Origin of the sequence: Aquitalea magnusonii, assembly GCF_002217795.2 — a bacterium.
Classification (GTDB): domain Bacteria; phylum Pseudomonadota; class Gammaproteobacteria; order Burkholderiales; family Chromobacteriaceae; genus Aquitalea; species Aquitalea magnusonii_B.
In genome coordinates, this window is the sequence record NZ_AP018823.1 from 3,626,372 (window position 1) to 3,652,238 (window position 25,867).

Annotated in this window: 17 protein-coding genes and 1 tRNA gene; 4 read left to right on the forward strand and 14 right to left on the reverse strand. The window is 61.1% G+C overall.

Annotated elements, in window-relative coordinates; genetic code table 11:
• Positions 1-24 precede the first annotated feature (24 nt).
• Positions 25-576: a lipoprotein insertase outer membrane protein LolB gene (lolB, locus tag DLM_RS17185; RefSeq protein WP_089085129.1), complete on the reverse strand. Its 552-nt coding sequence runs from the start codon at positions 574-576 to the stop codon at positions 25-27.
• On the reverse strand, positions 573-2,327 hold the full coding sequence (locus DLM_RS17190) for a tetratricopeptide repeat protein (RefSeq protein WP_231959882.1): 1,755 nt from the start codon (positions 2,325-2,327) through the stop codon (positions 573-575). Before DLM_RS17190 ends, lolB begins: the two co-directional genes overlap by 4 nt.
• An 87-nt stretch (positions 2,328-2,414) precedes the next feature.
• On the opposite strand from DLM_RS17190, the gene mutM reads away from it, so the two are divergent.
• Complete coding sequence (mutM, locus tag DLM_RS17195; protein WP_089085131.1) at positions 2,415-3,230, forward strand: bifunctional DNA-formamidopyrimidine glycosylase/DNA-(apurinic or apyrimidinic site) lyase; 816 nt, start codon at positions 2,415-2,417, stop codon at positions 3,228-3,230.
• Positions 3,224-4,102: a lysophospholipid acyltransferase family protein gene (locus tag DLM_RS17200; protein ID WP_231959883.1), complete on the forward strand. Its 879-nt coding sequence runs from the start codon at positions 3,224-3,226 to the stop codon at positions 4,100-4,102. Before mutM ends, DLM_RS17200 begins: the two co-directional genes overlap by 7 nt.
• On the opposite strand, the gene DLM_RS17205 is transcribed toward DLM_RS17200, so the two are convergent.
• The gene (locus tag DLM_RS17205) at positions 4,029-4,850 is read right to left on the reverse strand and encodes a symmetrical bis(5'-nucleosyl)-tetraphosphatase (protein ID WP_089085132.1); all 822 of its coding nucleotides are present in this window, start codon (positions 4,848-4,850) and stop codon (positions 4,029-4,031) included. The genes DLM_RS17200 and DLM_RS17205 overlap by 74 nt on opposite strands.
• Positions 4,851-5,009: 159 nt before the next feature.
• Here DLM_RS17205 and DLM_RS17210 point away from each other — a divergent pair, with 159 nt between their 5' ends.
• Positions 5,010-7,025: a UvrD-helicase domain-containing protein gene (locus DLM_RS17210; RefSeq protein ID WP_089085133.1), complete on the forward strand. Its 2,016-nt coding sequence runs from the start codon at positions 5,010-5,012 to the stop codon at positions 7,023-7,025.
• Positions 7,026-7,096: 71 nt separating this feature from the next.
• On the opposite strand, the gene DLM_RS17215 is transcribed toward DLM_RS17210, so the two are convergent.
• Positions 7,097-7,819 (reverse strand): c-type cytochrome, encoded by a 723-nt coding sequence (locus tag DLM_RS17215; protein ID WP_231959884.1) that lies wholly within the window; start codon positions 7,817-7,819, stop codon positions 7,097-7,099.
• 158 nt (positions 7,820-7,977) lie between these two features.
• Here DLM_RS17215 and DLM_RS17220 point away from each other — a divergent pair.
• Positions 7,978-8,054 (forward strand) — tRNA-Arg (locus DLM_RS17220).
• Positions 8,055-8,547: 493 nt separating this feature from the next.
• Here the strand turns inward: DLM_RS17220 and bfr (DLM_RS17225) are convergent.
• The 10 genes from bfr (DLM_RS17225) to recC form a co-directional block, all read right to left on the reverse strand.
• On the reverse strand, positions 8,548-9,021 hold the full coding sequence (gene bfr, locus DLM_RS17225; RefSeq protein ID WP_089085135.1) for a bacterioferritin: 474 nt from the start codon (positions 9,019-9,021) through the stop codon (positions 8,548-8,550).
• A gap of 9 nt (positions 9,022-9,030) precedes the next feature.
• Complete coding sequence (bfr, locus tag DLM_RS17230; RefSeq protein WP_089085136.1) at positions 9,031-9,501, reverse strand: bacterioferritin; 471 nt, start codon at positions 9,499-9,501, stop codon at positions 9,031-9,033.
• Positions 9,502-9,760: 259 nt separating this feature from the next.
• A complete protein-coding gene (locus DLM_RS17235) occupies positions 9,761-13,396 on the reverse strand; it encodes an ATP-binding protein (protein ID WP_089085137.1) in 3,636 nt (1,211 codons plus the stop codon).
• A 344-nt stretch (positions 13,397-13,740) separates the two neighbouring features.
• Entirely contained in the window at positions 13,741-13,932 is a 192-nt protein-coding gene (locus tag DLM_RS17245) for a hypothetical protein (protein ID WP_145985877.1), read from the reverse strand.
• A gap of 140 nt (positions 13,933-14,072) precedes the next feature.
• Positions 14,073-14,954, reverse strand: a complete 882-nt coding sequence (locus DLM_RS17250) for an NUDIX hydrolase (protein ID WP_089085139.1) — start codon at positions 14,952-14,954, stop codon at positions 14,073-14,075.
• A 126-nt stretch (positions 14,955-15,080) separates the two neighbouring features.
• Complete coding sequence (recD, locus tag DLM_RS17255) at positions 15,081-16,796, reverse strand: exodeoxyribonuclease V subunit alpha (protein ID WP_089085140.1); 1,716 nt, start codon at positions 16,794-16,796, stop codon at positions 15,081-15,083.
• On the reverse strand, positions 16,793-17,521 hold the full coding sequence (locus DLM_RS17260) for a substrate-binding periplasmic protein (RefSeq protein WP_089085141.1): 729 nt from the start codon (positions 17,519-17,521) through the stop codon (positions 16,793-16,795). The genes recD and DLM_RS17260 overlap by 4 nt, the downstream gene beginning before the upstream one ends.
• Complete coding sequence (gene pap, locus DLM_RS17265; RefSeq protein ID WP_089085142.1) at positions 17,511-18,995, reverse strand: polyphosphate:AMP phosphotransferase; 1,485 nt, start codon at positions 18,993-18,995, stop codon at positions 17,511-17,513. The genes DLM_RS17260 and pap overlap by 11 nt, the downstream gene beginning before the upstream one ends.
• Before the next feature lie 108 nt (positions 18,996-19,103).
• Positions 19,104-22,667 (reverse strand): exodeoxyribonuclease V subunit beta, encoded by a 3,564-nt coding sequence (gene recB / locus DLM_RS17270; protein WP_089085143.1) that lies wholly within the window; start codon positions 22,665-22,667, stop codon positions 19,104-19,106.
• Positions 22,664-25,858, reverse strand: a complete 3,195-nt coding sequence (gene recC, locus DLM_RS17275) for an exodeoxyribonuclease V subunit gamma (protein ID WP_089085144.1) — start codon at positions 25,856-25,858, stop codon at positions 22,664-22,666. The genes recB and recC overlap by 4 nt, the downstream gene beginning before the upstream one ends.
• Between the last annotated feature and the right edge of the window lie 9 nt (positions 25,859-25,867).

Consider the following 25,867-nt stretch of genomic DNA (forward strand, 5'->3'; position numbering starts at 1 on the left):
CTGGAAAACAGCGGGGCCTGGAGGCTAATGCCAGTTTTGCGGCAACAGGCGCAGGGTCAACCTGTCGCGTTGCATGTCCACCCGCTTGGGATAAGGAGAGGGTACATCGGCATCACTGACGAAGCGGATGGTCCAGCCTTGTTGGGTCAAGCTGCCGTCGTCGGCAAAGCGATATGGCTCATCGGGGGCTGGCAGGCCGCGTATCCACCACACCAGATTGCCCAGCGGCAATGTCCAGCCCAGCACTTCCTGGGTGAGGGACTCGACATCGGCCGCCTGCCAGGTTTTGCCATCGGCCTGCAGACTGACGCCGGAGGCATCCCGCTGCAGGCGGGCCACGGTGCTGCCCAGCGGGCTGTTGACCGATAGCAGGTCATCCGTGGCGCGGTGCGCCCAGTCGAACTGCCCGACCGAGCCCTTGCCGTCCATATTGACCGAAATCCGGCCACTGACATTGAAGGGGATGTCCTGCCGGTTGGCAGTGCTGGCGGCGGAGGGCCGGAATACACTTTCGCTGGCACAGCCGGTCAGCAACAGGCTGCCGGCCAGCCAGGCCATGGCCAAACGCTGTCTCATGGCAGATGAAAGCGCTTGAGCGCATCCTGCAATGCTTCATTGTCCGGGTCTTTGGCCAGGGACTGGCGCAATAGCGTGAGCGCGTCCTGCTTGCGCCCCAGCTTCCACAGCACTTCGCCCAGATGCGCGGCTACCTCGCTGTCCTGCATGGCGGCATAGGCGCGTTCCAGGTATTTGAGGGCGGCCTCGCTGCGTCCCAGCTTGAACAGTACCCAGCCCATGCTGTCCAGGATCATCGGATTGTCCGGATCAGCCTTGAGCGCTTTCTCGATATAGCCGAGTGCTTCCTGATGGCGATTGCTGCGATTGGCCAGGGTATAGCCCAAGGCATTGAGCGCCTGCGGATCATCCGGTTTTTCCTTGAGCAGGGTTTTCAGATCGCGTTCGGCATCGCCCAAATTGCCCAGTTGATCCGATACCAGCGCGCGGTCGTACAACAGTTCGGGCGAGCGCGGCCAGCTTTCCAGCGCCTGTGTCAGGATGCGGAAGGAAAGATCGTAGCGCTTGGCGTGACGTGCCAGTTCGGCCTGCTGCATTGCCAGTTGCACCTTTTCCTGCTCGCCCTGCCCCAGCGGTGCCAGGCGGCGCAGGGCTTCGTCCAGCTTGCCTGCCTCGGCATCCAGTGCGGCCAGGCGTGCTTGTGCCGGCAGGAACTGCTGGCCGGCACCCACGCTGTCATACCATTGCCGCGCCATGGCCTTGTCCTGCCGGTCTTCGGCTACCTGACCCAGCGTAAAACGGATGAAGTCGGTTTCCGGGTGTTTCTGCTGCAAGGCTGCCGTCAGGCGCTGATCGGCAGCGGGCAGATCGCGTAGCTGATAGGCCAGCAAGCCGGAGGCGTAGAGCAGCTCGGCATTGTCCGGATTCTGCCGCAGCAGCGCCTCAAAGGCTACGCGCGCTTCCGGGAAGCGTTTGGCCCCCACCAGCAAGCGCGGATAGGCCATGCGCAGTTCCAGTCCGGCATCAGGCCGCCGCGCCAGTTCCTGCTGCAAAAAGTCGATGGCCTGCCCCAGCCGGATACGACGCAAGCGGTCGGTTTGCCAGGCTACCGGCAGGTCCCACTTGGGTGCGATCTGGGCCAGCCGGTCGAATTCGCGCTGGATGGTGGCGTCGTCATTCACCTCGGCCGCCACCGCGATCACGGCAAAGCGGGCTTCTGGCAAATCCGGATACTGGCTGGCCAGACGGTTCACCAGCGCATAGGCGGCCTGCTTGTCATTCTGGCGCGCGGTAAGACGTGCCAACTGGACAAAAATATCCGGCGCGCGTTGCGGCTCACGCTTGAGCAAATCCTCCACCAGCGGCTGGCTTTCTGCCAACTTGCCAGAGCGCAGCATGGTGATGAATAGCTGTTCGCGCGGGATCTGCGAGCTAGGGTCGAGTTCCATCCACAGCGACAGCGCATCAGCCGCATCCTTGAGCTGGCCGGAGAACAGGGCAAACTCGGCGGCGCGCTGTGCCAGACGCGGGTCGCGCGTTTGCTTGGCCAGATCCAGATAAGTGGCAGCAGACGAACCGGCTGCACCGCGCTGGGCGGCAATTTCGCTGGCCAGCACGCCGTAGACGATTTGCGGCGTCAGCTCCAGCCGGGGCAGATTGGCATTGCTCTCGGCCACGGCGGCGGTTTCATCATCAGCGGTTTGCTCGGTACTGGAGGCCGGCTGCTTGGCAAGCAAGGGGGACTTCATGCTGGTGCAGGCTGACAGCAGCAGCACCAGCAACAGGGAAAAGGATCGATTCAGCGGTTTCATTCGCATGGAGTCTGTGCCGGTTGAACGCGTAGAATAGCACGCTCGGTTATTTGATCTAGTCAATCTTATCCTGAAAGCGAAAGCAGCATGCCCGAACTGCCCGAAGTGGAAACAACCCGGCGCGGTGTTGCGCCTTATCTGGATTGTGCCACCCTGCAAGGTGCCATCGTGCGCGAAGGCCGCCTGCGCTGGCCGGTGCCGCCACAACTGGATGCCACCCTTGCCGGACTGACAGTACGCGCAGTCACGCGCCGTGCCAAGTACCTGCTGGTTCATTTTGATAGCGGAACCCTGCTAATCCACCTGGGCATGTCCGGCAGCTTGCGTTATGTCCCTGCCGATACGCCACCACAAAAACATGATCACATCGACCTGAAACTGGGCAGCCATGTGCTGCGCTACCGCGACCCGCGTCGCTTCGGTGCCATGCTATGGCATGTGGGGCCAGTGGAATTCCACTCGCTGCTGAAAGACCTGGGGCCCGAGCCCTTGTCGGACGCCTTTGACGGTGAAGTCCTGCATGCGGCCATTGCCAAACGCGGCACAGCCATCAAACTGGCCATCATGGACAATCACGTTGTGGTGGGCGTTGGCAACATCTACGCCAATGAATCGCTGTTTCATGCAGGCATCAACCCCAGCCGTGCCGCGCGTGATCTGAGCCTGGCTGACTGCAAACGGCTGGCCAGCGAAATCAAACGGGTACTGAGCCTGGCGATCGAGGCTGGCGGCAGCACACTGCGCGACTTCGTCAACACCGAGGGCAAGTCCGGCTACTTCCAGCAGGACTACTATGTCTACGACCGGCAGGAGCAAGCCTGTCGTATCTGCAGCAGCCCGATACGACAGATACGGCAGGGACAGCGAAGTTCCTACTATTGCCCGCTATGCCAGCCATGCTAGAGTGGCAGATCATTCAACCCGCACATGAAGCACCGCGTACCTTGAAGTCATCCGCCACTACGTCTTTCCTTACCCGCGCCAGCCGTTTGCTGCGCCTGGTGTGCCACATTGCTTTGGGCATTTTCATCGTTGCTACCCGCTACCCGCGCCTGGCCCAGGCCGAGCGTGCGGTGGTGACGCGCCGCTGGTCTGGTCATCTGCTGAAGATTCTCGGCATCACGGTGCGGGTGGAAGGCGTGAATCCCGGTTTTTACCCGCCCAATACCCTTCTGGTGGCCAATCATGTGTCCTGGCTGGACATTTTCGTACTCAGCAGCTGCACGGTGTCGCGCTTTGTTGCCAAACGAGAGATTCGCTCCTGGCCGCTGATAGGCTGGGTGGTGAATGCCGGCGGTACCTTGTTCATCGACCGCAGCAATCGCCGCGATGCCAGCCGGGTCAATCAGCTACTGGCCGATGCCTTGGGCAAGGGCAGTTGCATGGCGGTGTTTCCAGAGGCCACCACCTCGGATGGTAGCGGCATCCTGCCATTCAAGGCATCGCTGTTTGAAGCCGCCCTGCCCTCACGCAGCACGGTGCAGCCGGTGTCCATGCGCTATCAGTTGCCGGATGGCAGCCTGACCACGGCACCGGCCTATGCCGGCGACACCACGTTCTGGCAAAGCATCAAGCTGATTCTGGCGCAACCGGCCATGGAAGTTGCCCTCACTTACGGTCAGCCGCTGAAGGCGGGCGAAGGCGAGCTGACCACGCGCTTCGCCCTGTCGGAACGTGCATTCCGGGAAGTCTGCCTGGGGCTCAGGCTGCCACTTCCCGATACGCCGGACACGGCAGCGAAAACGTCTGCCTGTCCTCCAGTCGAAGTGCAGTGAGGCTGCCGCCCCACAGGCAGCCGCTGTCGAGCGCGAGTACATCCTCGGTCAGATACAAACCCAGTGCCGACCAGTGGCCACAGATGACGGGCGTGTGGCTGCTGCGCCGGCCCTTGGCTTCAAACCAGGGAATCAGATTGTCCGGTGCGCCATCGCGCTCGCCCTTGTAGGCCAGGTCGATTTCACCATCACGGGTGATGAAGCGCATGCGGGTCATGGCATTGACGATGACGCGCAGGCGCTCAGCTCCCTTGAGCTCATCAGACCAACGCGTGGGCTTGTTGCCATACAGCCGTGACAGGAAATCGCGGTAATAAGGCCCGGACAAGCCATCCTCCACCTCTTCGGCCAGACGCAGTGCCTTGTCTAGGCTCCACTCCGGCAACAGGCCGGCATGCACCATGGCATGGCCCTGTTCGGCAATCATCAGGGGCTGGCAGCGTAGCCAGTCCAGCAACACCTTGCCATCCGCCGCATTGAGAATGTCATCTACGGTGTCACTGCGATGCAGCTTGCCAAAACCTTCCGACACCGCCAGCAGGTGCAGGTCGTGATTACCCAGCACAATCTGCACCCGGTCCTGCTGCTGAAACACCCAGCGCAACACCTGCAAGGATTCCGGTCCGCGGTTGACCAGGTCGCCAGTCAGCCACAGTGTGTCTTTACCCGGATTGAAATCGATCTGTCGTAACAGTTGCTGAAATGGGCCGAAACAGCCCTGGATATCGCCGATTGCGTATGTTGCCATCTTCACCTCTGACAATGCGGCAGGCCATGTTTCATCCGGCCGCGGATAGTCTCATGATACCGCATGCTACAATGCACGGCCTTGGTTACCACGATGCTACGCCGCCGGACACCGCCCTGAGTGCCACGACGGACCAGCCTCACCGCCGGAACTTCACCCATGGCCGCACCACAGCTCAACCCACCGCAGCGCGAAGCAATCCATCACCTTGACGGCCCCTTGCTGGTACTGGCCGGGGCCGGCTCCGGCAAAACCCGCGTCATTACCTACAAGATTACCCACCTGATCCGCCACGGCAATATCCCGGCACGGCATATCGCCGCCATCACCTTTACCAACAAGGCCGCGCGCGAAATGCTGGAACGGGTGGGCAAGCTGCTCACCGCCCAGGAAATCCGCGGCATTACCGTGTCCACCTTCCACTCGCTTGGCATGCAGATACTGCGCCAGGAAGCCACCCATCTGGGCTACAAGCCACAGTTTTCCATTCTGGATGCCTTCGATGCCGGCAAGATCATTGCCGACATCCTGAAAAGCACGCACAAGGATGAAGTGCGCAAGGTACAAAGCCAGATTTCGCTGTGGAAAAACGACCTCAAAGGCCCGGACCAGATGCTGGTGGAAGCGCAGGGCGAATGGGAAAGCATCTGCGCGCGCACCTATCTGGCCTATCAGGACACGCTGACGGCGTACCAGGCGGTGGATTTTGATGATCTGATCCGCCTGCCGGTACAACTGTTCAAGACCCACCCGGAAGTGCTGCTCAAATGGCAGGGCAAGCTGCATTACCTGCTGATCGACGAATATCAGGATACCAACACCTGCCAGTACCAGATGGTGAAGCTGCTGGCCGGGGTGCGCGGCCAGTTCACCGCCGTGGGCGATGACGACCAGTCCATCTACGCTTGGCGCGGTGCCAATATGGAAAACCTGCGCCTGCTGCAGCAGGACTACCCGCAGTTGCGCATCATCAAGCTGGAACAGAACTACCGCTCCACCGCGCGCATCCTGCGCGCCGCCAACGCGGTGATTTCTAATAACCCCAAGCTGTTCGAGAAACAGCTATGGAGTGAGCTGGGCCTGGGCGAGCCCATCCACGTGGTGCAATGCAAGGACGAAGAGCACGAGGCCGAACTGGTGGTGCAACGCTTGCTGGCACACAAGTTTGAATACCGTACCGAGTTCAAGGACTACGCCATCCTGTACCGTGGCAACTATCAGGCCCGCATTTTCGAACAGGCACTGCGCAACCAGCGCATTCCCTACCAGATGGCGGGCGGACAGAGCTTCTTCGACAAGCCGGAAATCAAGGACGTGCTGGCCTATCTGCGCCTGCTGACCAACCCGGATGACGACCCGGCCTTCATCCGCGCCGTCACCACGCCCAAACGCGGCGTAGGAGCCGGGACACTGGAAAAACTGGGCGGCTGGGCCGGTCAGTGCGGCAAAAGCCTGTTTGCCAGCGCCTTCGAACCGGGTTTCCGGGTGCAGGTGCAAAATACCCAACTGGAACCGCTCAGCCAGTTCTGCGACTTCATCAACCGCCTGCAATACCGTGTCATCCGTGAACCGGCTGGCGAACTGGCGATGGAACTGGTCAAGGCCATCGGCTATGAAGCCTGGCTGTATGACAGCGAGGACAGCCCGCGCATTGCCGAAACCAAATGGAAAAACGTGCTGGAACTGGTAGCCTGGCTGGCCAAAAAGGGCGAGGCCGATGGCAAGAACCTGATCGAGCTGTCACAGACCATCGCCCTGATCACCATGCTGGAAGGCCGCGACGAAGGCGAAGTGGATGCGGTGAAAATGTCCACCCTGCACGCATCCAAGGGGCTGGAATATCCCTATGTCTTCCTGGTGGGCACCGAGGAAGGCATTCTGCCGCACAGCGAATCGGTGGATAACGGCATGGTGGAAGAAGAACGGCGGCTGATGTATGTGGGCATCACCCGCGCCCAGCGCATGCTCACCCTCTCCTACTGTGTAAAACGCCGCCGTGCGGGCGAGTGGCAATTTGTCGAACCATCACGTTTCATTGCCGAAATCGACGGCAGCGATCTGCGCCATTTCGGTCGGCCCGGTGCCGAACCGGTAGTCAGCAAGAGCGAGGGCAAATCGCGGCTGGCCAGCCTGACGGCCATGCTGGCGGAAAAGACCAAGCCGGCAGATAACTGAGCGGTTCCGGCGATCCAGACATAAAAAAACGCGCTGCAAACAGCGCGTTTTTCATTGGCAGCATGTTCTGCTTATTTGGCGTTATTCACCATGTATTCGACTGCAGCACGGAATTCCGCATCGCTACCACCGAAACCACCCTTGGGCGGCATGGCATTCAGGCCCTTGGTGGCAATCTTCACCACTTCATCCAGACCAACCTTGGTACGCTCGGCCCAGGCAGCCTTGTCGCCAAACTTCGGCGCACCGGCAGCACCACTACCGTGGCAGGCCACGCAGACGCTTTCGTAAATCTTCTTGCCGACCACAGCCGGATCAGCCGCGGCACCAGCAGCAGCGCCACCCACCGGCGGCTCGGTGAACTTACCGCCACCGGCATTGCCCATATAGGCCACCGCGCGTTTTACTTCGTCATCGGTCAAGTCTGCAGCACCACCCTTGGCCGGCATGGCATTAAAGCCTTGCAGCGCATGCTGGGTCAGCACATCCCACCCCTTGGCAATCCGCGCACCCCAGGCTGCTGCATCGCCAAACTTGGGCGAACCGGCCAGGCCCTGACCGTGACAGGAAATACAAATGGCCTTGAATACCTGTTCACCCGTGCGCATGCCCGGAGGCGCATCGCTGACCTTGGCTTCGCCTACCGGTTTCAGACGAGCGGCAACAGCCTCCTTGGTCATGACTTCGGCATCAACGTTGTAACCACCGGTGGCCAGCTTGGCCAGCAACCAGATCGCCACTACCAGACCAACAACGACGCCAACCAGGACCTTGATGATCTGACCGGGAGCCATTCCGTTCTCATTACTCATTCGAGCCTCGCCTGAAAAAAATGACAATTAAGATGGGATGGGATTATACGGTAAGCCGCGAAGCAAGGCAAAAACCATACACTGGACTCGGACATGCCCTTTGCGCTATGATCCGCCCTGCTTTGCAGCAACATCACAGCGCACCCGTAGCTCAGTTGGATAGAGTGTCAGTTTCCGAAGCTGAAGGTCACAGGTTCGATCCCTGTCGGGTGCGCCAATAATATCAAGTACTTATAGTATATTCAGCGTAAGTACTTTCTGAAAATCGCCCACGTCCCCTCTTGCGGGACAACTTGGCGGCGGTTTTTCAGCATCCAGCCCTTCTCCCTGCATACCTTCATTTATCGGCCTATTTGAACAGGCAAGCGTATTTTTTCAACGCACGCCACGCTCGCAGTACTCGTTCCGCGACATCGCCAATATGGAAAAGCGTGGCACAACTGTCACAAGGCAATGCGTCTTGCTGCGCTGATCTGCTACTGGCGTACTCCAACGCCAGGATCGCGCTGACTGATTGGCAGGACTGCCGCTGGTATCGGACGGGGCTGAAGATCGCTCGGCGGCAAGATGCAATAAACGGTTGTTGTCGCAAGCCATTCCTGGGGACTGACGATTCAACTGTGGCATCAAATGCAGCGGGCTTGCACATGAAAACAGCCGGGCTGTCATATGACAAGCCGGCTGTATCTACGCTGGGCCAACGCCGTGAATCAGGACTGGATCTGGCTTTGCAGGTAGTTGGCCAGGCTGACATCCTTGATCAGGCTTAGCTGGGTTTCCAGCCAGTCTATGGTTTCTTCGCAATGCTCCAGCAATTCCTGCAGCAGTTCACGGCTGACGTAATCCTGCTTCTGTTCGCAGTGGGCAATACCGTCCACCAGTTGCGGGCGCTGTATTTCCACTTCGTAACGCAAATCGCTGCGCAGGCATTCTTCCACTGTTTCACCAATGTGCAGCTTGCCCAGATCCTGCAGATTGGGCAGTCCTTCCAGGAAGAGGATGCGTTCGATCAGCGCGTCGGCCTCTTTCATCACCCGGATGGATTGCTTGTACTGATAGTCGTTGAGCCGCTCCAGGCCCCAGTTGCGGAACATGCGCGCATGCAGGAAATACTGGTTGATGGCGGTCAGTTCATTACGCAGTACATGGTTGAGCAGCTTGATAACGGTTTTGTCTGCTTTCATGAACACTCCTTACGCCATCTGGCTTTGCAGGTAGTTGGACAGGCCGGTCAGCTCGATCAGGCGCAACTGTTTTTCCAGGAAATAGGCATGATCCATCTCGGTATCATCCAGTTGCAGCACCAGCATTTCACGGCTGACGTAGTCTTCGGCCGCCTCGCACTGGGTGATGGCTTTTTTCAGCTCTCGGGTGACCTTGTACTCCACCGCCAGGTCTGACTTGAGCATTTCGGGAACGGTGCTGCCAATCTGCAGTGCTTCGCGCGTGCTCAGGTCCGGCTTGCCTTCCAGAAAGAGGATGCGCTGGATGATGGCCTGGGCATGTTCCCGCTCGTGGGCCGATTCGTGCAATGCCTTCTCGGCCAGCTTCTGCAAGCCCATGTCGGCATACATTTCGCCATGCAGCAGGTACTGGTCGACAGCAGTCAACTCCCCTGCCAGCAGAGTATTGAGCAGATCAATGATTTCTTGTTTGCCTTGCATGTGGACAATCCTTCCTACGGTTATGTATGGCCACATGGTGTAGGGCTACACCCGGTTTGGCAAGCCGAATGACAGGTGCCTTACCTGCGGCCATGGTCAGCGTGCATTGTAGCGGTGATGACATTACGGTGTATCTGTTGCAGCACTATTTACATTGCATGGAGGTGAGTATGTGGTGATCTGATCCTGTCAGACTAGCCGTAAAAGGAGGAAAAGTAAGCTGATCCCGCAAGAATTTACTGAGGCCATGGCCAATGGCTCAAGAAGGGCGCGGGCTGCCAAGCTGACGGATCAGCACAGACTGCAAATCTGCCACTGCCGCATTAAGGGGCTGTATCAGCGGATGCTGCGGGCTGATGTCTTCTTGCTGACGGCAATAGTCTTCCAGTGCCTGGCAGCAATCGATGACCTGGTTGGCGCTGATGATACGCGCCGCGCCCTTGATCTGGTGGGCTACGCGCGCCACACCGGCAGCATTTCCCAGCAACAACAGCGACTGTAATGTCTCCATGTCATCACGCAGGCCCTGCAGCAGATGCTCCAGTAATTGCTGCAACTGCTCCTCCTCCATGAACGACAGCTCATCCAGGTTGTAACTGATGCGATCGGCAGTCTCCTGGGGGTCTATCCTGCCGTGCATATGCTGTTGCAAACAGGCACGCAGACCGGAGAGGTTAATGGGCTTGAACAGGCAGTCATCCATGCCGGCGGCACGACAGCGGCCCTTTTCGTCCGGCAGGGCATTGGCAGTGAAGCCCAGCAGCAGAACCGGGCTGCGCTGCTCTAGCTCCTCTTGTTGGCGAATGGCCTGGGCGAGCTGGTAGCCGTTCATTTCCGGCATATTGCAGTCGGTGAATACCACGTCGAAATTACCCTGCTGCCACAGCATCAGCCCTTCCCTGCCATGCTGTGCCACCGCGGTCTGGTGGCCCAGATAGCGTAGCTGCTGGGAAAGCAACAGGCGGTTGGCCGCATTGTCGTCCACCACCAGGATGCGCAGCCGCAGCTTGTCGGACTGCTCATGTGTCATTCCGGCTGACTGGGAGCGCGGTTCGACATAAGGCTGATCCGATAGCGGCAGGCGTAATTCGATGTCCAGCCGGGTGCCATCATTGGGGCGACTGCTCAGTGTGAGCGAACCTTGCATCATTTCGCAGAGGGTACGGCTGATCACCAGCCCTAATCCGGTTCCGCTATGGACATTGCGTGCCACGCCGCGCGCCTGACCGAAGGGCAGGAACAGCCGCTGCTGGTCTTCTTCGGAAATGCCGATACCGGTGTCGGTAACCCGGATCTGCACCAGCATTTGCTGATCCGGCAGCAGGCTCTGGCGCACGCGCACGGTGACGCTGCCTTGGGAGGTGAACTTGATGGCATTGCTCAGCAGATTGGACAGAATCTGCTTGAAGCGCAGCGGATCAAGCATTACCTGCCACTGCGCCGCAGTGGCAGGATCGACATCCAGAAACAGGCCCAGTTGTTTCTGCCGCGCCAGTCCGTCAAAGATGCGTACCACCGAATTGGCCTGCTCCAGCAGGTTACACGGTTCGGGGTTGAGGCTGAGATGGCCGGATTCGATACGGACGATGTCCAGAATGTCTCCGATCAGCCCCAGCAGGCCCTGTGCCGAATCGTAGGCCACCTGCAGCGACGGCTGATCCACCACTCCATGCTCGGCCTGGCGCAGCGCCAGCTCCAGCATGCCGATCACCGCACTCATCGGGGTGCGGATTTCATGGCTCATCGTGGCCAGGAAAGTCGTCTTGGCCTGGCTGGCCTTGTCGGCCTGTTCCTTGGCCGCCTGCAGTTCCTCGATCAGTTGGCGCCGTTCGCTGATGTCTATCCAGCCGCAAATCACGCCGCGTATCACCCCTTCGCTATCACGGAATGGCTGTATCCAGTGAAAGGCTGACACGTGCTGCTTGTTGAGCATCACCTCGCGGTCGCGCTGAATGGGAACGCCATATTCGATGGCCAACTGGTAATCCTGTGCCAGGGTGGTGCGGGTCTTGTCGTCGATATCAATCATGCCGCCGATATCATCACGATGGCTCATGGCTTCCTCGCGCGTCATGGCCAGCGCCTGCAGATAGTGCTCGTTGCAACTGAGCAGCAGGCCCTTGCGGTCCAGCACATAGACGGGATAGGGCGTGACATCGATCAGCGTAGTCATGAAATTCAGCTGGTCGTTCAGGGCTTTTTCGGCGGTTTGCCGCTTGGCAATCTGCTTGCGCAGACGGCTGTTCCACACCAGCGACACCAGCAGCAGGATGCTGGCCACGGCAATGACCAGATAAATCAGCCCCAGGCTGTAGTCGTACCAGCTCTGGTTGCTGGCCCCCACATTGGTACGCCAGCGTTCGTTGAACAGATTGTCCAGGCTTTCCGGGCCAATGCTGTACAGCGCCTTGTTGATGATGGAATGCAGTATGACATCATCAGACTGCATGGCCAGCGCCAGGGTATTGCTGGGCAGGCCGGTGATATTGACTTCACGCAATTTGCCGTTAAACAGCAAGGGCAGGTAATAGCGGCTGTTCATGGTGGCCACCAGCGCCATGTCGGCCCTGCCGTTTTCCACCATGTCGAATGCCGAAACCGGGTTGTTCACCTCTTTGAAAATGGCACCGGGCAGCATTTTCTCCCAGCCCATGCTGGAAACCAGCCCGCGGCTTACCGCAATCACCTTGTTGCGCAGGTCGGATACATCCCTGGGGGCATCGGCGTTCACCCGCACCACTAGGTTATACGACAGCGGAGTGACCGGTTCGGACAAGAGCAGGGTGTTGCCATGGTCGTTGCCCGACACCGGAATGACGGCCAGATCCGCCTGATTGCGCTGCATCAGCTCCAGGGTGTTTTCCAGCGAGTGGGATTTCCTCACTTCCAGCCGCACCCCGATGCGCGGGGCAATCAACTCCAGCAATTCGGCCGTTGCGCCCCGCCAGACGCCCTGATCGTCAAAAAAGGAAATCGGTGCCAGGGTATGGCTGGCCGCCACACGCAATACCGGATGCTGTTTCAGCCACTCCCGCTCTTTGGGGGTAAATTCGATGGGAAAGGCATACGGTTGCAGGAACATGGCCCCGCCGCTCCAGCGCTGCATGAGCTGCAATTGCTGTGGTTGGCGCAATTGCCCCAGTACCTTGTCCACCGCGCTTTGCAGTTTGCCCTCCCCTGCTGGCATGGCAAAAGACCAATGGCTGTCCCAGCGCGCACGCCGGATGATACGCACGTCATCCACCAGATTCTGGTTGGCTTCGTAGTTGATTCCGGTGGCATCACCCATGAACAGATCAATCTGGCGGGCCTGCAGAGCCGCCAGTCCCTTGGCAACAGAGTCGAAGTAGGCCAGATCCGCTTCGGGAAAGATTTCGCGTACCAGACTGGGAGAATGGTATAGCGGACGCATGCCAATACGGACCTTGTGCGGATTGGGCTCGTCATAACCCACCATGACCGGCATGTCGCGCAAGAAGGGCTTGCTCAGACGCAATGTCTTCAATTGCAATTCGAAGGGGGTAACGGCACTGACCAGATCAAGCTCTCCCCTGCCCAGCGCCTCGATGGCCTGCTGGCGGCTTGCATAACGCAGGACCTGTGGCTTCATCCCCAGCGCATGTGCAAGATAAGCAAAAACATCGGCACTGACGCCCTGAAAAGTCCCGCCATGGGTACTGATATCCAGCGGGGGCAAATCCCTGGCCACCCCCAGCCGCAGGCTGGGGCGCGACTTGAGCCATTGCATCTCCTCCTGCGTCAGCCCCGGACTACCCGGCACATTCAGCGGCTGGGCCCGCAGTATCAACACCTGTGGTGCTGCCGGGGTGGCAGCCATGGCAGGAATAGAGAGCAGACAACACCATACGATGAACCAGCGTAACAATAAGTGCATGAATATCCCGCTGCCTGGGGAGGACGACTCCCCTGTCTGTTGTTATTCATCCGGTATGCCATGCCCGCAAGCCAGGGGAGGCGCACCCGGAAATGCCAGATTTCCTCTGCCCAAGTTCTCTGCAGAAGATACGTGGGCGCTAGTATTTTTCTAGCAAACATCTTCTGGACAGTATTGGTGAAAATTCAGAAACACGCGTAGTCCAACTTTTGGACAGTTGTATTTAGTCTGGATAAGGGGGGTACAGGCGGGGAAACAGCAACGAGACAAGCCGACGGGGACGGGACGGGACGGGACGGGACGGGACGGGACGGGACGGGACGGGACAGCATGCTGCCGCACCTTTACTGCAGTTCTTCCACTTTTTCCATTTTGCGGGTCTGGATATCCACAACCCGATGAATTTCTACCCGGATTTCTTTCTTGTACAGGTGATACATCAGCTTGGCCGCCTTGCGGGCCTGTTCATGCGTGCTATGCCAGGGGCCGCTGTCATCAACGCCGAATTCGGGTGAAATAAGGCGCAATCGGTACATTTCATCTCCGTTACTGGTATTTTACGCTTTAAAACGTACATTTGAATGCCTGATGCCAGAACATACCTCAAAACGGGAAAATAGCAAAACAAAAAGCCGGCAATGCCGGCTTTTTGTTCATATCTTCTCGGTGATATCCATCACGCTTTAGCATGAATGGCATGGTCCAGCGGGTAGCGGACAGCCGCCATGGCAGCCGCGATATCCTGGCTGCGCGCTGCCCAGTATCCCAGTCGCAACAGGCAGTCGATGGCCACCAGGGCCGCATCGATCATGAAACGCTCGGCCACCAGCAAGTCCTCGACTTCTGCCAGCGACAGGCAAAGATGTTCGGCCACTTCGCCATCCTGATTACAGGGCTGTTCGCTGGCGGCAAGCCATAAGTCATATACATGCAACCATTCACGATGCAGGCCGCGCTGTACTGGCCGCTCCGCCAGCAACAGGCCGGTTTGTGGCAGCAACTCCAGCCGGTCTGCCGGAATGCCCGCCTCTTCCCAGCCTTCGCGCTCCAGGGCCAGTTCGATGGACTCACCGGCGGCAATGCCTCCCCCCATCAGATTGTCCATGCGATTGGGGTCGACCGCCTTGTCCGGGCTGCGGCGGCCTACCCACATTTTCACCTCGCCGGCAGCCGTGCGGGTGAGGCCATTCAGATGTACCGCCCGGCTGGTAAGCCCCAACGGACGGAAAGCGGCACGCTCCAGTTCAAACAAGGGGGTGGCATCGGGCAGAAAGGCGGTGAAGTTTTCATTGCGCCAGCCATTGAGCCAGCCAGCGTCCTGCCAGCGGCGCGCAGCTTGCTGCAACTGGTGGCTGATGGTGGCGTAGTCGCCAGCCACCGTACAGACCAGACCGGCAGGCTGCAAACCGAACAAATCAGCTTCGGTTTCCAGCAGTCGTGCCAGCCATGTCTGGTTGACACAGCCCATGTGCTGGCCTGCGATAAACAGCGGGGTGAATGCACTGCGATCGAAACGGGTGATCTTGGCCAGATACCCCAGGACTCCATCCACTTGCATGATGACTCCGAACAGACTGCCTATTGCGGGAAGGCGCCATCATAGGATGCAAAGCGTATTTTGCCCAACTTTTTCAGCGCCTTGCGTGCAGAAAGTCGATATTCCATTTGGAAGTGTTGCAGAAAATCACCGCTGAATCGTGCTCAACAAATCCGCCAGGCCAGAATGGCGTACCGGTGCCAACTGGACGGCATGGGTCCAGACGGCGGCGCTGCCGGCCACGGCAAAGCAGCGACGGGCACGGGTAATGGCGGTATACACCAGTGCCCGGTTGAGCACCGGGCCGGGGCTGGCTGGCAACTGCAGCCAGACGGTGTCGAATTCCGAGCCCTGACTCTTGTGTACGGTCATGGCAAACACGGTTTCATGCTCGGGCAGACGACCGGGAGCAAACTCGCGCCAGCTACCGTCTGCGGCCGGGAATGCCACCCGCAGGCCCTGGGTGCGTTCCACGGCAAACCCGATATCGCCGTTGAACAGGCCGACACCGTAATCATTGGCGGTAATCATCACCGGCCTGCCGGCATACCAGTCGCGCCCGGCCTGCTTGCGCCCTTGCTGCTCCAGCAGGCTTTCCATGCGCAGGTTCACCTGCGCCACCTGGCTGCGCTCGGCCGCCAGCAACATGAAGCGGGAAAACGCAGCCTGGATTTCCTCCAGCGGACGGTCCGCGGCGACGGCATCCAGATAAGGTTGATGCTGCTGCCATAGCGCCTGGTCATCCAGCGCAGGCAACTGCGCAATATCGGCATGCTGGCCGTCCTGCAGCAATTGCAGGGCAGGCAGGGCTGCCCCGCGGTTGACCAGTGCGGCCAGCGCGCCGATGCCGGAGTCGGCACGGAAGCGATGACTGTGCGTCAGCAGCACCACGCTGTCGGCCAGCGCTGCCACCTGGCCTTCGTCCGGTGGCAACGCACCGGCCCCGGCCTGCGCAAGCCAGGCCCGCGTTGCCGGCAGATAAGTCACCTGGCTGCACAAATCGCCGAGAACCGCACCGGCATCCACCGAAGCGAGCTGGTCGCGATCTCCCAGCAGGATCAGCCTGGCCTGGGACGGCAGGGCGGCCACCAGGCGTGCCATCATGGCCAGGTCTATCATCGACGCTTCGTCCACCACCAGCACATCCAGCGGCAGAGGGTGGCCGGCATGGTAGCGGGCCTGCTCCATGCCGGGCCGCAGGCCCAGCAGGCGATGCAGGGTTTGTGCCTGTTGCGGTAGCTGCTGGCGAATGGCATCGGCCACCGGCAGGGTGTCACGGGCATTGCGCACCGACTCGCTCATGCGCGCAGCCGCCTTGCCGGTGGGCGCGGCCATGGCCATCACCAGCGGGCGCTCGGCCAGCATGGCCAGCATGGCCAGCAAGCGCACCACGGTGGTGGTCTTGCCGGTGCCGGGGCCGCCGGATACCACCAGCAGCCGTTGCCGCGCCGCCAGTGCCGCCGCCTGTTTTTGCCGGTCTGGTGCTTGTCCCTGACTGGCGGGGAACAAGACTGCCAGCACCTGCCCCACCTTGTCCGCATCCTGTGGCAAGCTGGCAGAGGCCAGTTGGCTCAGTTGCCGGGCCAGATTCTGTTCGTCAAACCAGAGATGGGCAAAGTACAGGCGGCCAGCTTCATCCAGAATCAGCGGGGCATAACTGCCCGGTTCGCCCAGCAAGGGAGAGGCCTGCAAGCGGCGGCGCTCCGGACGATGACCGATGGGCAGACAGACATGACCGGACTGGTTGGCTGCGGTCAGCTCGCTTAGCAGCGCCAATGTGCTGTCGTCCAAAGCAGGGTCCAGCCGCAGGAATAGCTGCGCCAGTTGGGCGGGCAGCAGTGATTCGGTGGCCAGGCTGTTCATCCGCGCGGCTTCTGAAAAATGGCACGCAGCCTACCGTTGGCCTGCAATTGGCCAATCGCCCGGTTCAAGGCCGGTACCCAGTGACGGAATTGCGGATGCACCCGCAGCATGACCGGCTGCACGCTGATCATGCCACCGGGTTCGCAGCGCAATTCTTCAGGCACCATGCCCAGTCTTTCGATTTGGCGTCGTTCCAGCACCACCGCCTGCAGGCGGCCAAGGCGCAGCTTGCCCAGGGCTTCGTTTTCGCCCTGCGACAGTTCATAGCGCACGCCATTACGCTGCAGATCAGGCTCGAATGCGATCAGTGGCTGTCCTTGCAGCAAGCCTATCGTCTGGCCGTGCAAGTCCTCCAGCGTGCGCGCCCCACGGCTGCTGCGGGTGCATAGCTGGTAATCCAGCGTTCCGATGGACTGGGTATAAAAGCCCCCTACCGGCGACAGGCTGCGCCAGGCGGGATTGACCCCTACTTCCACATCAAGCCGGGCCACTTCGAATAGCTGCTGGATACGCTGGGACGGATAGTATTCGATCTCGAAGCGTACCCCGCTGAGCTTGCCGATCTGCTCCAGCGCCTCGCGATAAATGCCCGCCATCGGGCTGTCCGGCGTGAAGTTGTAGGGACCGGCATTATCCACCACCACGCCTGCGCGCAGATTGATTTCAGCCGCTTGCGCCGCAGGCAGCAGCAGGCAGCACAACAACAACAGGACGCTACGCACCAAGCCTGGCCTCCAGCGCAGCGCAAATGGTGCTGAGCACCTTGATGCGGGCGTAGTATTTGTTATTGGCTTCCACCAGCGTCCATGGCACCTTGCTGGTGCTGGTGCGGTCAACCATATCGCTGACCGCCAGCTTGTAGGCATCCCATTTTTCCCGGTTACGCCAGTCTTCCTCGGTAATCTTGAAACGCTTGAAACCGGTTTGTTCGCGCAGTTTGAAGCGCGCCATCTGTTCTTCATTGCTGATGGCCAGCCAGAACTTGAGCACGATGGCACCGTTTTCACATAGCTGGTGCTCGAAGTCGTTGATTTCATAGTAGGCACGCATCCAGTCCGACTCACGGGCAAAACCCTCCACCCGCTCCACCAGCACCCGGCCATACCAGGTGCGGTCGAAAATGGTAATCCCGCCCTTGCCCGGTACCTGGCGCCAGAAGCGCCACAGCCAGGGTTTGGCACGCTCCTCCTCGGTGGGGGCGGCCACCGGAATCACCCGATAGCTGCGGGCATCCAGTGCCTGGGTAATGCGGCGGATGGTACCGCCCTTGCCGGCCGCATCATTGCCCTCGAAGGCCAGCACCAGGGAATGGTTATGAAAGCGCTCGTCGCGGGTAAGGCTGTTAAGCCGGCCCTGCAGTTCGGCCAGCCGCTTCTTGTACTCGGCCTTGTCCATTTTCTGGTCCAACTGCAGGGTGTCCAGAATCACCTTGTCATCAATCGGGGCCAGCAACGGCGGCGCTTCTGAGGCATCAGTCACATGGCCGTTCTGGCTCATGCGGTTGCGGATGGCCTTGAGAATGGTCTGCCCCACGGTCAGGCTGCGGAAGTTGGCATCCTCGCCATCCACCACAATCCACGGCGCATAGGCGGTGTTGGTCAGGCGGATCATGTGCTCGCCGTATTTGCGGATGGTGTCGTAGCGCTCCATATTGGCCTTGTCGTCCGCCGTCACGCGCCAGCGGGTGGCCGGGTCTTTTTCCAGCTCTTTCAGGCGCTTGCGCTGCTTGTCCTTGGTCAGATGAAACCAGAACTTCAGGATCAGCGCGCCATCCTGGCTGATCATGCGCTCCAGCCGCATGATGTCGAAGATTTCGCGATCGAAGGCGTCGTGGTCGCTCTTGTCGTATACCCGGTCAAACAGGGCATCGGAATAATACGAACCAAAAAACATGCCGATACGCCCCTTGGCCGGCAGTTTCTGCCAGTAGCGCCACATCCAGGGCCGGGCGCGCTCTTCATCGTTGGCGCTGGAGAAGGCCACGGTATCGATCAGCCGTGGATCCAGCCACTCGTTGATCAGGTTCATGGTTTCGCCACGGCCTGCGCCGTCAAAGCCATGAATCAGGATCAGTACCGGGAAATCGGCCTTTTCCTTCAGGTCGTACTGCACATCCAGCAGGGCCTCGCGCAATACCGGTACCTGTTGGCGGTAACTGTCCTTGTCGATGGCGTGGCCGATTTCTGCTGATTCAAACATTCCTGTCTCCTGGGCTGCCGCGCAGCCATTGTGCTTGCCTGCCATCTTGGGCAGGTCTGATGTTTAGCAGTCTACTCCATGCCAATGGCAAGGCAATCCCCGCCGCCCTCAGCGCAGCAAACCATCCAGCGCGGCCAGCAGGCTGGCGGCCGGGCGATCATGCCACACCCCCATGCCTGGCTGCCCCATGCCACGCAGATACAAATAGCGCACACCGGCAAAGCGGTTGGCAAAATCCTGGCCACGCGCGGTGAAATAACGCTGCAGTGCCACGCAGTAAATCAGGTACTGCAAATAATAGTGTTCACGCGCCACCGACTGCAGCAGTTGCGCCGGGGCGTAATCCTCGGCCCGGTTGCCCAGGTGGTTGGACTTGTAGTCGGCCAGATAAAGGCGGCCATCCGCCTCGAACACCAGGTCGATAAAGCCTTTGAGATAACCGCGCACCGTGTGGAAATCCAGCTCTGCTGCGGCTTGGCGCAAGGGCTGGGCCAGACCGTGGACCGGATCGGCCAGCACGCTGCGCAAGCGCGCTACATCCAGTTGCCGTACCGGCAGGGTGAATTCCATTTCCACCAGCCGCTGCCCCGCCCCTACCCCGCGCAGGCGGATGCCGGGGTCCAGCTCGGCATCCAGCGTCTGGCGCAGCAACTGCATGGCCGCCGGCTGCCATGCCTCGGCAAAGCCATGGCGGCGCAATTGCTCGGCCACCGGGGCCTGCAGTTCGGCGTCCGACATGCCGAAATCGATGTTTTCAAACATGGCATGCAGGCAGGTACCGGCACGCGCACCACGCGGAAAGGCAAACGGGCTGTCGGGCGGCAACACTTCTTCAGGCGCTGGCGTGACCGGCATCGGGCTGCGGTCATGGTCTGGCTGTTCCGTGGCCTTGCCGCTCTGCCCATGGGTGAGGGAGGTAAAGCTGGCCACCCGCCACGGGCTGTAAACCGTCCGCTCGAACAGGCGCGCACTATAGTCCTGCCGGCTGTCTTGCGCCAGAGGCAAGGGGTTGAGCCCCTGCTCCAGCGCGCGCAGTGTCATGGCCGTTGGCAAGGACTGCTGCCAAGCCGCCAATTGGCTTTCCAACTGGGCGGCGCTCAATTCCAGCTCACGCAGCGCGGCCAGATCGGGACATTGCTGCGCATGCAGCAGCCAGGACAAGGCCGCGGTGTGCATGTCCTTCACCCAGCCCCAGGCCAGGTACTGCCGATGCTGGGCACGGGTGAGTGCCACGTAGAGCAGACGCAGTTTTTCCGCCAGCATCTCGCTGGCAGCTTGCTGACGCACGGCGGCATCGGCCAGTACGTCCGGGGCCAGCATGGCGCGATCTTGGGCACGGTAACGCCAGAAGCTGGTATTGCGCCGCTCCAGTGCGCCATCCCACAGGTAAGGGCAGAACACCACCGGGTATTGCAGGCCCTTGGAGGTGTGGATGGTAACGATTTTCACCAGCGCGGCATCGCTTTCCAGCCGCAGCATGGCTTCCTCACCACCGGGTGGATGAGCCACCCGCGCCTCCAGCCAGGCCAGCAAGGGTGCCATGCCGTGGCGGCTGTCGCTCTCGCTTTGCAGCAGCTCGGCCAGGTGGGACAGATTGGTCAGCCGCCGTTCGCCATCGGGCAAGGGCAGCAGGCGCAGGGCCAGTTGCTCGCGCGCCATGAAGTTGCGCCAGGCACGCATGAAGCCGTGTTCCAGCCAGGACTGGTGGTCGGCGGCATTGGCCAGCAGCCTGGCCTCCCAGCGGGCCTCGTCTTCCACATCGGCCAGCAGCGCGCTGGCATCCAGGCCGTACAGCTCGGTCACCAGTGCCGCACGTAAACGGCTTTCGCTGGCTGGTTCGGCCCAGGCGCGCAGCAAGGTCAGCAGGTCGGCAGCCTCGCGGCTGGCAAACACGCTTTCCTGGGTAAGTGCCACGCTGGCTACGCCGCGCTCGGCCAGCGCCTGGCGCATCTGGTCGCCCTGACGGTGGGTGGACACCAGCACGGCAATATCGCCGCCCCGCAACGGGCGGCGCTGCCCGCCCTTGATAATGGCGGCACGGTCCTGTGCGGCCAGGGTCAGCAGGCGGGCAATTTCATGAGCGCAGCCCTGGGCGCTGGCACGGGCGGCACTGTCCTTGTTCAGCGGTTTTTCACTCTCAGGCGCTTGCCACAGTATGGTGAAGGCTGCATCGGCATCGTCCACCTCCAGTACCGCGCCGGAGCTGGGTGCGGCATGCACCGGCTGGTAGTCGATTTCGTCCAGCAGGAAAGGCTGGCTGCGACTGAACAACTGGTTGACGGTGTGTACCAAGGGCGCGTCGGAACGACGGTTGGTATCCAGCGAGTAATGCTGCGTGGCCGGCGCATCGTCGCGGGCATCCAGATAGGCAAAAATGTCTGCGCCACGGAAGCTGTAAATGGCCTGCTTGGGGTCGCCCACCAGAAACAATGGCCGCTGCTGCAAGGCAAAGCAGTGGCGAAAAATGCTGTACTGGATGGGGTCGGTATCCTGAAATTCGTCAATCAGCGCCACGCGGAAACTGCGCGCCACCGCGGCAGCCAGTTGCGGGCCACTGCGGGCATCGGCCAGCGCGTCGCCCAGTTCGGTGAGCAGGTCGTCAAAGCTGCGCACCCTTTGCTGGCTGCGACGACGGGCCAGTTCTGCATTCACCCAGGCAATCAGTTCCAGTTTGAGTCCGGCCAGCGACAGTTGCAGTTGCGCCAGATAGCCATCCCAGGCTTCCAGCCAGGCACCGATGCGCTGGAACAGCAGGTGTTCTGGCGCAGCAAAACCCTTTTTCATCCCCTTGGCGATGGCCGTTGGCGTCAGTCGGGCCAATTGCTTGATTGCATCCTTGCCCGGAACCGGCAGGCTGTCCGGCTCGGCCAGCCATTGCTGCAACTCGTCCAGACTGCGCTGCAACTGGGCCGGGCTGTGGCTGGTGGCCTTGAAACCTTCGGTGGCCAGCAAGAGATCAAACCCGGCCTGGATGGTGGCCGGGTCGGCGGCCAGTGCCTGCCAGTGCTGTTCCACCTGCTGCAAGGCTTGTTGCAAATCACGGGCAGCGGGCTGTACCACCTGCAGATAGGGTTTGGCCAGCCAGGGGCGGATTTCCGCCAGCCAGCCGTCCGGGGTTTCCCCGGCTTCGGCCAGCACCTGGGACAGCAAGGGGCTGCTCACCACCCGTTGCCGCCAGAAATCGTCCACCACCTCCACCAGCAGGCGGTCGTCGTCGCTGACCAGTTCGGCGGCAAAGGTTTGCCCGCTTTCGAAAGCCGCATCGGTCAACACCCGCTGGCAAAAGCCGTGGATGGTATAGATGGCGGCGGCATCAAAGCCGCTGATGGCACCCTGCAGCCGCTGCAGCGCCAGGTCCCGCACACGCCCCGGCGCAAAGCGCGCTGCCAGCGCCTGCAGAAAGGCATTGCCCGCCTGCTTGCCTTGCAGTACCTCGACAAACTCGCTCAGTTGCTGGCGCAGCCGTTCGCGCAGCTCGGCGGTGGCCGCCTTGGTATAGGTCACCACCAGCAGGCTGTCGATGCTGGGTGGCGCTTCGCCATTGACCTCTTCGAGCAGCAGGCGCAGGTAAAGCGCGGCAATGGTCCAGGTTTTGCCGGTACCGGCCGAGGCTTCAATCAGATTGACGCCGGCCAGCGGGCAGTTGAGTGCGTCCAGTGCTTGCAGACTCATGCCTGCCCCTCCAGCCTGGCCACCAGCGGCAGCAACAGGGTTTGTGCCAACTGGGCGAACAGCGGATCGGCCAGCGGGTCGAGATGTCGGAACACCAGCCGGTTGACCGGTTCTTCACACTGCGGTGCGGCAAATTCACCGACAAAGCTGGGATCCCACTTGTCCAGTGCCTTTTCCAGCGCCAGTGCGGGGGCATCCTCCTGCTTGTACAACTGTTCGGCATAAGCCCAACTGGTGCGGCCAAAAAATGGCAAGGGCTGCTGCTGGCCCTGCTGCCAGCGCACCACCCAGGCCTCCAGCAAGCCGATGGCCTCTGGCTCGTCATCCAGCCGGTAGTGGCCGCTGTCGTCGTACAGCAGCGACTGGCAGGCAATGCCGGCCGGTCGCATGGCACACAGCAACAAATGGCTCAGCCACCACTCCAGCCGCTCGGCGGCATTCATTTTGCCGATTACCAGCCGGATCTGCCCCTCCGGGCGCAATCCGCTCAACTCACCGGCCAGCGTGGTGCCGTGCAAGCAGAGGTTGACCGGCATGGGCGGCAGCGTGGCGGTGGTGAGTACCGCCGGCAGGCGGTGTGCCAGTCTGGCCGAGCTGGCGGTTTCGCTGCCCAGCCAGGCCTGTCCCAGTTCGGCCGCTGGCAACAAGCCGGCCGCCAGCAGCCGCTGCTTGAGCGGGGCCAGCGGCTTGCCCGCCAATATGCGTGTTACCAGTTGGGTGCGCATGATGCGGCTGGCGTCGCGCTCCACGCTGAAGGGTTCGCGCACCGGCAACTCCTCCTCCTGGCCGTGCAGGCGGATGGCCAGACGCTCGGCCAGCCAGGCGCGTGGCGGATTCTTCCAGAAGCGGATGAAGTCATTCACATGCACCACACTGCTGCTCTGCGGGGGCGGCAGGAGGGTGGCAAATGGCTGCGGCTGGGCCGGTGGCGCCGCCAGTGCCGCGGCAAATGCCGGATCAAAGCTGGCCAGGCGTGCATCCCTGCCGTCATAACAACGTGGCGAGAACGGTTGCAAGGGATGACGTACCAGCAGTTGTGCCGCGGCGGTTTCGCCGCACATGGCCTGGAAGCAATCCAGCAATTCGGCAATCAGTGCCGATGGCGGCAGTGGCTCGTTATTGCGGGCGGACAGGCCGACATAGGACAGGTACAAGCGCTGACGCGCCGACAGGATGGCTTCCAGGAACAGGTAGCGGTCGTCAAAGCGGCGCGAGCGGTCGCCCCGGCGCGGATGGCGCGCCACCAGGTCGAAGCTGACCGGGCGTTCGTCACGCGGATAGGCACCGTCATTCATGCCGATCAGGCACAGCACCTTGAAGGGGATGGAACGCATCGGCACCATGGCGCAGAAGGTGATGCCACCGGACAAAAAGCCCAGCGGCGAGGCCATGGTGAGCTTGCGCTGCAGCCAGTCGCGCAGTACCTGCAGGCTGAAGGGCTGGGTGAAACCGGCCATGGCGGCATCGTCCACCAGCTCCTGCAGGGCGTCGCGCACCACATCCAGCGCCAGTTCCGCCTCGTCATCCACCGCAAATAGCTGGTCGATGCCCTCCAGCAAGCGTGCCGCCCAGCCAGCGGCATCGGTGGGGATGGCCCAGCCAGTGGCCAGTGCGTCCAGCACCGCATAGCAACTGGCAAAGCGCGCCAGCACCTCGCCCAGTTGTCCGCCGGCCCCGCCCTGCGGCAGCAAGCCGGCAAACAGGCCGCTATCGTCCCCGGCCATCGCCGGAGGCAGGATGCTGCCCAACAACAGCCGGTCCAGACCCCAGCGCCAGGTGTATAGCGGGTCTGCCGGCAGCCCCAGCGCGGCCTTGTGTGCAGCATCGCGTCCCCAGCGGATGCCGCTCTGCCTTACCCAGTCCTGAATGAAGGGCAGGTCTTGCGCCTGCAGGCCAAAGCGTTGCAACAGGGCCGGACTATCCAGCAAGGCCAGCACCTGGTCGGCGGCAAAGCGCGAATCCAGCAATTGCAACAGCGTACCGATGGCGGCCAGCAAGGGCTCTTCCCGCTCCACCTGCCGGTCGGCGATGGCATAGGGCAGGCTGGGCGCGTCGTCGCGCTTGCCGAACACGGCATCGATATAAGGGGCGTAACTGTTGATGTCCGGCGTCAATACCGCGATGTCGGCGCTGCTAAGCGTGGGATCGTCGGCCAGCATGGCCAGCAGCCGGTCTTTGAGCACCTCCAGCTCGCGCATCGGGCCGTGGGTGGCATGCAGTTCCACCGAACAATCATCTGGTGCCAGCCTCTGGCCATCCTCGCCCGGCATCTGCAATTGCAGGATGTCGCGCTGCAAGCGCGCCAGCAGGCTGTCACCGGCCGGTTCGGCAAACAGGGGCCGGGCGTCCAGCTCGGCATCGGCAGCAATCAGCTCGAAAAAGTCGCGCCCCTGCTTGCCTAGCGAGGCCAGCAGCGGGTGGCCTTCGGTGGCGAACAGATCGCCCTTTTCCCGCAGCTTGAGCTTGCGCCGGGTGTCGACGATATCGCCCCAGTAAGCTGCGCAGGGGTTGAGGGTGAACAGGCAGACATCGGTGAGTTCGGCCAGCCGCTTGATCAGCGCCAGATACATCGGTGCCAGGCTGGCAATGCCGAACAGGGTGATGCGCTCCGGCAGGTGCTCTGTGCGCAGCTCGGCAAAGAACTCGTCCAGCATGCGCACACGGTGGCGGCCAGGGTCCTGCGCGGCCAGTTGCTGCCACAACGCGGCCTGCCAGGCTTCGTCCTCACCCAGTTCCAGCCGTTCTCCCGCCTCCCAGGCGCGAATCCAGTCCGGGCGGAACACCAGGTACTGGTCGAAGATATCCGCCACCTTGCCGGCCAGTTCGAAGGCTGCGGCCTCGCCACCGGCGGCATAGCGCTGCAAGGGGGCAAACACCTCGCCTTGCAGGGTGGGCAGCAGTTCCATCAGGCGCCAGCTCAGCACTTCCGGGCTGAATGACGATTTGCGCGGCAGCCCAGGCATCACCTTCTGCATCAGCCGCCAGGCAAAGGCAGCGGGCAACACATAGTCGATATTGGCAGCGATACCGCATTGCTGTGCCAGATCCAGCGTCATCCAGCGCCCCATGCCCCGGCTCTGCACGATGACCGTTTCGGCGGCAAAAGGGTCGGACAGCGGCTGCGCCTGCAGCATGGCGGCATATAGCTGGCCCAATTGCTCCAGACGATTGGACTGATAGAGAAAAAGCATGGCAGGAAC